Origin of the sequence: Zemynaea arenosa (genome assembly GCF_004614185.1) — a bacterium.
In the GTDB taxonomy this organism is placed as follows: domain Bacteria; phylum Pseudomonadota; class Gammaproteobacteria; order Burkholderiales; family Burkholderiaceae_D; genus Telluria; species Telluria arenosa.
The window spans coordinates 1-8,209 of the sequence record NZ_SPVF01000216.1 but is presented as its reverse complement, the minus strand read 5'-3'; the positions used below and the strand labels follow the sequence as shown (position 1 = coordinate 8,209).

9 protein-coding genes are annotated in these 8,209 nt (G+C 67.0%); 8 read left to right on the top strand and 1 reads right to left on the bottom strand.

Features of this window, described 5'->3' with window-relative positions:
- The 7 genes from E4L96_RS16620 to E4L96_RS16590 all read left to right on the top strand — a co-directional run.
- Window positions 1-579: AMP-binding enzyme (locus E4L96_RS16620; protein ID WP_167758719.1), on the top strand; the 579-nt coding region annotated here is incomplete at its 5' end.
- Entirely contained in the window at window positions 576-2,945 is a 2,370-nt protein-coding gene (locus tag E4L96_RS16615; protein WP_135208330.1) for a bifunctional salicylyl-CoA 5-hydroxylase/oxidoreductase, read from the top strand. The genes E4L96_RS16620 and E4L96_RS16615, both read left to right, overlap by 4 nt.
- The gene (locus E4L96_RS16610) at window positions 2,945-3,712 is read left to right on the top strand and encodes an SDR family NAD(P)-dependent oxidoreductase (RefSeq protein WP_229414572.1); all 768 of its coding nucleotides are present in this window, start codon (window positions 2,945-2,947) and stop codon (window positions 3,710-3,712) included. Before E4L96_RS16615 ends, E4L96_RS16610 begins: the two co-directional genes overlap by 1 nt.
- A gap of 8 nt (window positions 3,713-3,720) precedes the next feature.
- Window positions 3,721-4,200, top strand: a complete 480-nt coding sequence (locus E4L96_RS16605) for a MarR family winged helix-turn-helix transcriptional regulator (RefSeq protein ID WP_229414570.1) — start codon at window positions 3,721-3,723, stop codon at window positions 4,198-4,200.
- Between the two features lie 2 nt (window positions 4,201-4,202).
- Window positions 4,203-5,057, top strand: coding sequence for an enoyl-CoA hydratase family protein (locus E4L96_RS16600; RefSeq protein ID WP_135208328.1), 855 nt, complete (start codon window positions 4,203-4,205; stop codon window positions 5,055-5,057).
- Window positions 5,058-5,059: 2 nt separating this feature from the next.
- Entirely contained in the window at window positions 5,060-6,214 is a 1,155-nt protein-coding gene (locus tag E4L96_RS16595; RefSeq protein WP_135208327.1) for an acyl-CoA dehydrogenase family protein, read from the top strand.
- Entirely contained in the window at window positions 6,214-6,618 is a 405-nt protein-coding gene (locus tag E4L96_RS16590) for a RidA family protein (RefSeq protein ID WP_135208326.1), read from the top strand. Before E4L96_RS16595 ends, E4L96_RS16590 begins: the two co-directional genes overlap by 1 nt.
- A 68-nt stretch (window positions 6,619-6,686) precedes the next feature.
- Here E4L96_RS16590 and E4L96_RS16585 read toward each other — a convergent pair whose 3' ends face one another.
- Entirely contained in the window at window positions 6,687-7,067 is a 381-nt protein-coding gene (locus E4L96_RS16585; protein WP_135208325.1) for a KGG domain-containing protein, read from the bottom strand.
- A 292-nt stretch (window positions 7,068-7,359) separates the two neighbouring features.
- On the opposite strand from E4L96_RS16585, the gene E4L96_RS16580 reads away from it, so the two are divergent.
- On the top strand, window positions 7,360-8,209 hold an 850-nt coding region (locus E4L96_RS16580), incomplete at its 3' end, for a ThuA domain-containing protein (RefSeq protein ID WP_167758718.1).

Genomic DNA, 8,209 nt, shown 5'->3' with positions numbered 1-8,209 from the left:
ATTCTCCACATCTTCATTTCCGCGGCCGGAGCGGACATCCGCCCCGGTGCGACCGGCAAGCCGGTGCCGGGCTACCGCGCCTGCCTGCTCGATGCCCAGGGCCAGCCGGTGGGACCGGGCGTGATCGGGCGCCTGGCCATCAAGGGCCCGACTGGCTGCCGCTACCTGGCCGATGAACGCCAGAAGGACTACGTACTCGATGGATGGAACCTGACTGGCGACGCCTACGAGATGGACGCGGACGGCTACTTCTACTACCGCTCGCGCACCGACGACATGATCATTTCGGCGGGCTACAACATCGCGGGCGCGGAAGTCGAGGATGTGCTGCTGCGCCACCCGGCAGTGGCCGAATGCGGCGTCGTGGGGCGCGCGGACGAGGAGCGCGGCCAGATCGTGGAGGCGCATGTGGTGCTCAAACCGGGCCAGGCGCCGGGCGAGACGATGGCCAGGGCACTGCAGGACTACGTCAAGGAACACATCGCGCCATATAAATACCCGCGCTCCGTGCGCTTCACCGACAAGCTGCCGCGCACCGAGACCGGCAAACTGCAGCGCTTCAAATTGCGAGAGTCATGAATATCGTTTGTATCGGCGGCGGTCCGGCCGGGCTGTATTTCGGCCTGTTGATGAAGAAGGCCGACCCGCGCCACGAGATCACGGTGGTGGAGCGCAACCGGCCCTACGACACCTTTGGCTGGGGTGTGGTGTTCTCGGACCAGACCCTGGGCAACCTCGTCGCGGCCGACGAGCCGACCGCGCGCGAGATCCTGCGTGCCTTCAATCACTGGGACGACATCGACGTCTTCTTCAAGGGCACGCGGGTGACCTCGGGCGGGCATGGCTTCTGCGGCATCGGGCGCAAGCGGCTGCTCAACATCCTGCAGCAGCGCTGCGAGGAACTGGGCGTGCGGCTGGTGTTCGAGACCGACGTGACGGACGACCAGACGCTCGCCGCGCGCTACAACGCGGACTTGGTGATCGCGTCCGATGGCCTGAATAGCCGCATCCGTACACGCTACGAGTCCACCTTCCAGCCGACCGTGGAAACCCGGCGCTGCCGCTTCGTGTGGCTGGGAACGAAGAAGAAGTTCGATGCCTTCACGTTTGCCTTCAAGGAGACGGAGCACGGCTGGTTCCAGGCCCACATCTACCAGTTCGACGGCGACACCTCGACCTTCATCGTCGAGACGCCGGAGGACGTGTGGCGCAAGGCGGGTCTGGACGACATGGAGCAGGAGGAGGGCATCGCCTTCTGCGAGCGCCTGTTCGCGGACCAGCTGGACGGGCATCCGCTGCTGTCCAACGCCTCGCATCTGCGCGGCTCGGCCATCTGGATCGCCTTCCCTCGCATCGTCTGCGAGAACTGGGTGCACTGGAACGGCGAGGTGCCGGTGGTGCTGATGGGCGATGCCGCGCACACGGCGCACTTTTCGATCGGGTCCGGCACCAAGCTGGCGCTGGAAGACGCGATCGAACTGGCGCGCTGCCTGGCTGGTTCCACCGGTCTGCGCGCGGCGCTGGAAGCGTACCAGGCCTCGCGTTCCATCGAGGTGCTGAAGATCCAGTCGGCGGCACGCAATTCGATGGAGTGGTTTGAGAACGTGCAGCGCTACACGGCCATGGACGCGCAGCAGTTCGCGTACTCGATGCTCACGCGCAGTCAGCGTATCTCGCACGAGAACCTGCGGCTGCGCGATCCGGGCTATGTCGAACGCTATGAGGCGTGGCTGGCGCAGCGCGCGTGCGCGCAGGCGGGTGTTCCAGTCCCGGAGCAAAAACTGCTGCCGATGCTCACGCCGTTCCGTGTGCGCGACCTCGTGCTGAAGAACCGGATCGTGGTCTCGCCAATGGCGCAGTACTCGGCCGTGGATGGCGTGCCCGGCGACTTCCACCTGGTGCACCTCGGCGCGCGGGCCCTCGGTGGCGCGGCCATGGTGTTCGCGGAGATGACCTGCGTGTCGGCCGATGCGCGCATCACGCCGGCTTGCCCCGGCATGTACACACCGGAGCACACGGCGGCGTGGAAGCGGATCGTGGACTTCGTGCATGCCAGCAGCGATGCCGCCATCGCCCTGCAGCTCGGGCACGCGGGGCCAAAGGGCTCCACGAAGGTGATGTGGGAAGGGATCGACCTGCCGCTCCCGGACGGGAACTGGCCGCTGGTGGCTGCGTCCGACGAGCAGTATCTGCCGGGCGTGTCGCAGGTGGCGCGGGCGGCGACGGGGGCGGACCTGGACCGCATCGAAGCGGACTTCGTGCGGGCGACGCTGGCAGCCGAGCAGGCGGGGTTTGACTGGGTGGAGCTGCACTGCGCCCACGGCTACTTCCTTTCCTCCTTCATTTCGCCGCTGACCAATCACAGGACCGACCAGTATGGCGGCTCGCTGGAGAACCGCTGCCGTTATCCGCTCCGCGTGTTCCGCGCGATGCGCGCCGTGTGGCCTGCGCACAAGCCGATGAGCGTGCGCATTTCGGCACATGATTGGGTGGAGGGCGGGATCACGCCGGACGACGCGGTGCGCATCGCGGCCCTGTTCAAGGACGCGGGGGCGGACATGATCGACTGCTCGTCCGGCCAGGTGAGCAAACAGGAGAAGCCGGTGTTCGGGCGCATGTACCAGACGCCGTTCGCGGACCGCATCCGCAACGAGGCGGACATTCCGACCATTGCCGTCGGCTCGATCTTCGAGGCGGATCACGCCAACAGCATCATCGCGGCAGGCCGCGCGGACCTGTGCGCGGTGGGTCGCCCGCACCTCGCCAACCCGGCGTGGACGCTGAACGAGGCGGCCAAGCTGGGGTACACGGCGGTCGCCTGGCCCAAGCAATACCTGGCCGGGAAGGCGCAACTGGAGCGCAACCTCCAGCGCGAACGCCAGCTGGCTGCGGCCAGTGCGGGCCTCTCGCCGCAGCAGGTGGCGGCGCGATTGCTGGAGGGATGATGGGAACGCTCGCACACAAGCATGCCCTGGTTACGGGCGCCAGCCGTGGGATCGGGCTCGCCATCGCGCGCGCACTTGCGGACGAAGGCGCGCGCGTGACGCTGGCGGCCCGCGATCCGGTGGCGCTGCAGGAGGCGCAACTGGCCGTCGGGCGCGGCGCGCACGCGCTCACCATCGACATCACCGATGGCGAGGCAGTGCAGCGCGCCTTCGCCGACGCGGTGCAGCGCAGCGGCGGCATCGATATCCTCATCAACAACGCGGGGCAGGCCGGCTCGGCGCCGTTCGTGAAGACCGATGCGGAGCTGTGGCAGCGGATGATCGACACCAACCTGTCCGGCACCTACCACTGCATCCAGGCCGCGCTGCCGCACATGCTGGCGCAGGGCTGGGGGCGCATCGTCAATGTGGCCTCGACCGCGGGGCTGAGCGGCTACCGCTACGTGGCTGCCTACTGCGCGGCCAAGCATGGCGTGGTGGGCCTCACGCGTGCGCTGGCGCTGGAGCTGGCGGCCAAGGGCATCACGGTCAACGCGGTGTGCCCCGGCTTCACCGAGACCGACATCGTGCAGGAAGCGGTGGCCAACATCATGCGCAAAACCGGCCGCAATGCGGAGGAAGCGAAGGCCGAACTGGCCGCGCACAATCCGCAGGGCCGCCTGGTGCAGCCGGACGAAGTGGCCAACGCGGTGCTGTGGCTCTGCCTCCCGCAATCGTCCGCGATGAACGGTCAGACCATCGCGGTGGCTGGCGGGGAGGTGATGTGAGCACGCCTGTGAGCACTGACCCGGACCTGGCCACGCGGCTCACGGACGAGCACCACCAGGCGCTCAAGCTTTGGCTGCGCATGCTGTCCTGCACCGTGCGGGTGGAGAACGAGATCCGCAGCCGCCTGCGCAGCCACTTCGACATCACGCTACCGCGCTTCGACCTGATGGCGCAGCTGGAACGCCACCCGGAGGGCCTGCGCATGGGCGAGCTGTCGCGCCGCATGATGGTCACGGGCGGGAACATCACCGGCATCACGGACCAGCTGGAACGCGAGCAGCTGGTGGTGCGCGTGGCCGATCAGGCTGACCGGCGCGCCTTCACCGTCAAGCTCACGCCCGCGGGGCGCAAAGCCTTTGCCGGGATGGCGGCGGTGCACGAGGAATGGGTGGCCGACATCTTTCGCGATATCCCGGCCACCGACAAGGCGCGCATGATCGAGCTGCTCGATGCGATGAAGCGCCAACTGAACGACACCAAGGAGTAACCATGCGATACCTGCAAGGCGAGCCGCATGCGCTGCCGGGCAACCGGCAGCCGCTGGGCGGCTACAGCGCCACGCACTTCCGTTTCGACGCGCTGGACGGCGTGGCGACCATCACCCTCAACCGGCCGGAGCGCAAGAACCCGCTGACCTTCGACTCGTATGGGGAGCTGCGCGACCTGTTCCGCGCACTGGCGTATGCGGACGACATCAAGGCCATCGTCCTCACCGGCGCGGGTGAGAATTTCTGCTCGGGAGGCGATGTGCACGACATCATCGGTCCCCTGACCAAACTCGATATGCCGGGGCTCCTGGCTTTCACGCGGATGACGGGCGACGCGGTCAAGGCGCTGCGGGCCTGCCCGCAGCCGGTGATCGCGGCGGTCGATGGCGTGTGCGCGGGCGCGGGCGCGATTCTGGCGATGGCGTCGGACATGCGGATCGGGACGGCGCGCAGCAAGACGGCCTTCCTGTTCACGCGTGTCGGGCTGGCGGGGTGCGACATGGGGGCGTGTTCGATTCTCCCGCGGCTCATCGGGCAGGGGCGCGCGTCGGAGCTGCTGTTCACGGGCCGCTCGATGTCCGGCGAGGAGGGTGAGCGCTGGGGCTTCTTCAACAGCCTGTGCGCGCCCGAGGAGCTGATGCAGCGCGCGCAAACGCTGGCGCGGGCGCTGGCCGATGGCCCGACCTTTGCACATGGGATGACCAAGAAAATGCTGCAGCAGGAGTGGAACATGAGTATCGAGCAGGCGCTGGAAGCGGAGGCGCAGGCGCAGGCGATCTGCATGGCGACCAACGACTTCCACCGCGCCTACCACGCCTTCGTGGCGAAGCAGAAGCCCGAATTCGAAGGAGATTGACGATGGCGGACAAGCGGTATCTCGACTGGCCGTTCTTCGAAACCCGGCACGGGGACCTGGAGCGCGCGCTCGATGCGTGGGCGGCGAACCATATCGCCCACGAGCATGGCGGCGATGTCGATGGCACCTGCCGCCGGCTGGTGCGCAAGCTGGGCGAGGGGGGGTGGCTGCGCTATGCCATCGGGTCGGAGGCGAGCGCCATTGACACGCGTGCGATTTGCCTGATTCGCGAGACGCTGGCGCGGCACAACGGGCTGGCCGACTTTGCGTTTGCGATGCAGGGACTGGGCTCGGGTGCCATCAGCTTGTTTGGCACAGCGGCCCAGAAGGACCAGTACCTGCCGCGCGTGGCGCGCGGCGAGGCGATTGCGGCGTTTGCGCTGTCCGAGCCGGAGGCCGGGTCGGATGTCGCGGCCATGCAGTGCGCGGCGCGCGCGGACGGCGCCAGCTACATTCTCGATGGCGAGAAGACGTGGATCTCCAACGGCGGCATCGCAGACTTCTACGTGGTGTTTGCGCGGACGGGCGAAGCGCCGGGCGCCCGCGGCATCAGCGCCTTCGTCATCGATGCCGATACCGCCGGCTTCGAGATCGCGGAGCGCATCGAGGTGATTGCACCGCATCCGCTGGCGCGCCTGAAGTTCACGAATTGCCGCGTTCCGGCCAGCCAGCGGATCGGCGAGGCGGGGCAGGGCTTCAAGGTGGCGATGGCCACGCTCGATGTGTTCCGCACGTCGGTAGCGGCGGCGGCTCTCGGCTTTGCGCGCCGGGCGCTGGACGAAGCGCTCGAACGTGCGACGACGCGCAAGATGTTCGGCCAGACATTGGCCGACTTCCAGCTCACCCAGGCCAAGCTGGCGGACATGGCGACGCATGTCGATGCATCCGCGTTGCTGACCTACCGCGCCGCATGGCAGCGCGACCATGGCGGCAAGGTCACACGCGAGGCCGCGATGGCCAAGATGACTGCCACCGAAACGGCGCAGCAGGTCATCGACGCAGCGTTGCAGATGTTTGGCGGACTTGGTGTGGTGAGCGGGCAGGCTGTGGAGATGCTGTACCGCGAGATCCGTGCGCTGCGCATCTACGAGGGCGCGACCGAGGTACAGCAATTGATCATCGCGCGCGAACTGCTGCGCGACTACAAGGACGCATGATGGAGATTCTTCAACCGCCAGGCTGGCCGCGTCCGCGCGGCTATTCCAACGGCGTGGCCGCGAGCGGGCGGATGGTGTGCGTGAGCGGCATGGTGGGCTGGAACGCGCAGTGCGAGTTCGAGACCGACGATTTCGCGGCGCAGGCGCGGCAGGCGCTCGAGCATGTGGTGGCGGTACTGGCGGAAGCCGACGCAAAGCCGGAGCACATCGTGCGCATGACGTGGTATGTCGTGGACAAGCGCGAATACCTGGCCGCTGCGAAGGACATCGGACAGGCCTACCGCGACATCATCGGCCGCCACTACCCGGCCATGACGGCGGTTCAGGTGACGGCGCTGATCGAAGACCGCGCGCGGGTCGAGATCGAAGTGACGGCCGTGGTGCCGGAAGCGGCGGCGCGCTGAAGCCCCGCCAATAAAAAACCGCCCAGGTGGGCGGTTTATTGCATCCTCATTGCGAGGATACCGCGCGCTTAGCGCTTGTCGTTCTTGTGGCTCTGCGAGCCAGCCTTGGCGTGCTGCTCCGGCGAGCCGCCGCGAGTACCGCCACCCGAGCCGCCTTGGCCGCCACCCGAGTTGGCATTGTTGCCGCCGCTCTGACGCGAACCGCCCGAGCTGCTCTGGTTGTTACCGTCGTTCTTGTGGCTCATGGAGCCGGCACGGCGTGCTTCTTCCGAGGTGAACTCGTGTGCATTGCCCGAAGCGTGAGCCGCGCGGCCGCCTTCGGAGGCGATTTCGCGTTGACGTTCCGGATCCATCGAAGCAAAACCGCGATTGCTGTTGTTGCCCGACTGCTTGTTGCCACCACCATTGTTACCGCCTTGGTTGTTACCGCCTTGGTTGTTAGATGCCATGGTGTATCTCCTTTGCTCTCGGTTCGCGCCGCAGGAAGCGGTGCGTTTTGATGAGCCTCCATAGTAGGCAGGCGGCCGGAGCCAAAGGATCAGCACACGCGCGGTCGGTTTGTAGGACTGGATGAGCGGCAGCCATGAGGCGTTCTCCTACGAGATTTCCTGCTATAAAGCGTGCATTCGAGCACCGGGCTGGTAGGATCGCCAGAGGGAAAACGGGAAGAAATATATGCGGCAAATTGTAGGAAAACTGGTAGGCCAAATTGCGCTGGTAACTTGCGGTTTTGGACTCGTGATGGGCGCCGCGCCGGCTGCCGAGCTGGCGCGCAAGGTGGTGCTGATTGGTGGTGTGAAGAGCGAGAAGGGCGTCGGCCTGCACGACTATCCGAATGGGGTGCGGGCGCTGAAAGCGATCCTGGAGTCGTCGCCGGACGCGCGCGGGCGTGTGGAGGTGGTGGCGTATCCTGATGGGTGGCCGGCGGATGCGCATGCGCTCGACGATGCGGCGACGGTGGTGTGGTACTTCGATGGGGAACGCCATCATCCGCTGCTTGATCCGTCGAAGCGGGCTGGGTTCGAGGCGGCGATGCGGCGTGGTGTCGGCTTGGTGACGCTGCACCAGGCGTCGACGGTTCCGGTGGACGATGACCTTGGGCTCGCGCGCTGGACTGGCGCGGTGCGGCCGGCGATGTTCGACCGCACCACGCAATGGGCGGAGCTGGTGCCGGCGGCGCCCACGGTTGCGGCGGCGCGCGGTATCGGCGCGTTTGCGTACCGGGATGAGTTCTACCCGACTTTCCGGGCTGCGCCTGCGGACGCGGGCACGCTGGTGCCTGTGCTATCGGCGGAGCTGCAGCCGCAGTACCGCGATGGGCACGCGGTATTGGACGATCACGCCGAGACCACGCCCGTGGCGTGGGGCTACGAGCGTGCTGACGGCGGACGGTCCTTTGTTTACAGTGGCGCACACTATCTGACCGCGCTGGACCAGCCGGAGGTGCGGCGGATGCTGCTCAATGCGGTCTTCTGGACTGCGGGTCTCGACGTGCCACAGACAGGGGTGCTATTCGGTGTGCCCACGGCGGCGGCCGATTTGCAGCGCCGCGCCGCCGCTGCAGCTGGCGCGCCCGGTGCGGCCGTGCCGG

Bases quoted from the DNA above. Each gene is read 5' to 3' on its own strand.
- E4L96_RS16600 (WP_135208328.1), top strand. From the start codon at position 4,203: ATGCGATACCTGCAAGGCGAGCCGCATGCGCTGCCGGGCAACCGGCAG.
- E4L96_RS16590 (WP_135208326.1), top strand. From the start codon at position 6,214: ATGGAGATTCTTCAACCGCCAGGCTGGCCGCGTCCGCGCGGCTATTCC.
- E4L96_RS16610 (WP_229414572.1), top strand. From the start codon at position 2,945: ATGGGAACGCTCGCACACAAGCATGCCCTGGTTACGGGCGCCAGCCGT.
- E4L96_RS16585 (WP_135208325.1), bottom strand. From the start codon at position 7,067: ATGGCATCTAACAACCAAGGCGGTAACAACCAAGGCGGTAACAATGGT.
- E4L96_RS16595 (WP_135208327.1), top strand. From the start codon at position 5,060: ATGGCGGACAAGCGGTATCTCGACTGGCCGTTCTTCGAAACCCGGCAC.
- E4L96_RS16615 (WP_135208330.1), top strand. From the start codon at position 576: ATGAATATCGTTTGTATCGGCGGCGGTCCGGCCGGGCTGTATTTCGGC.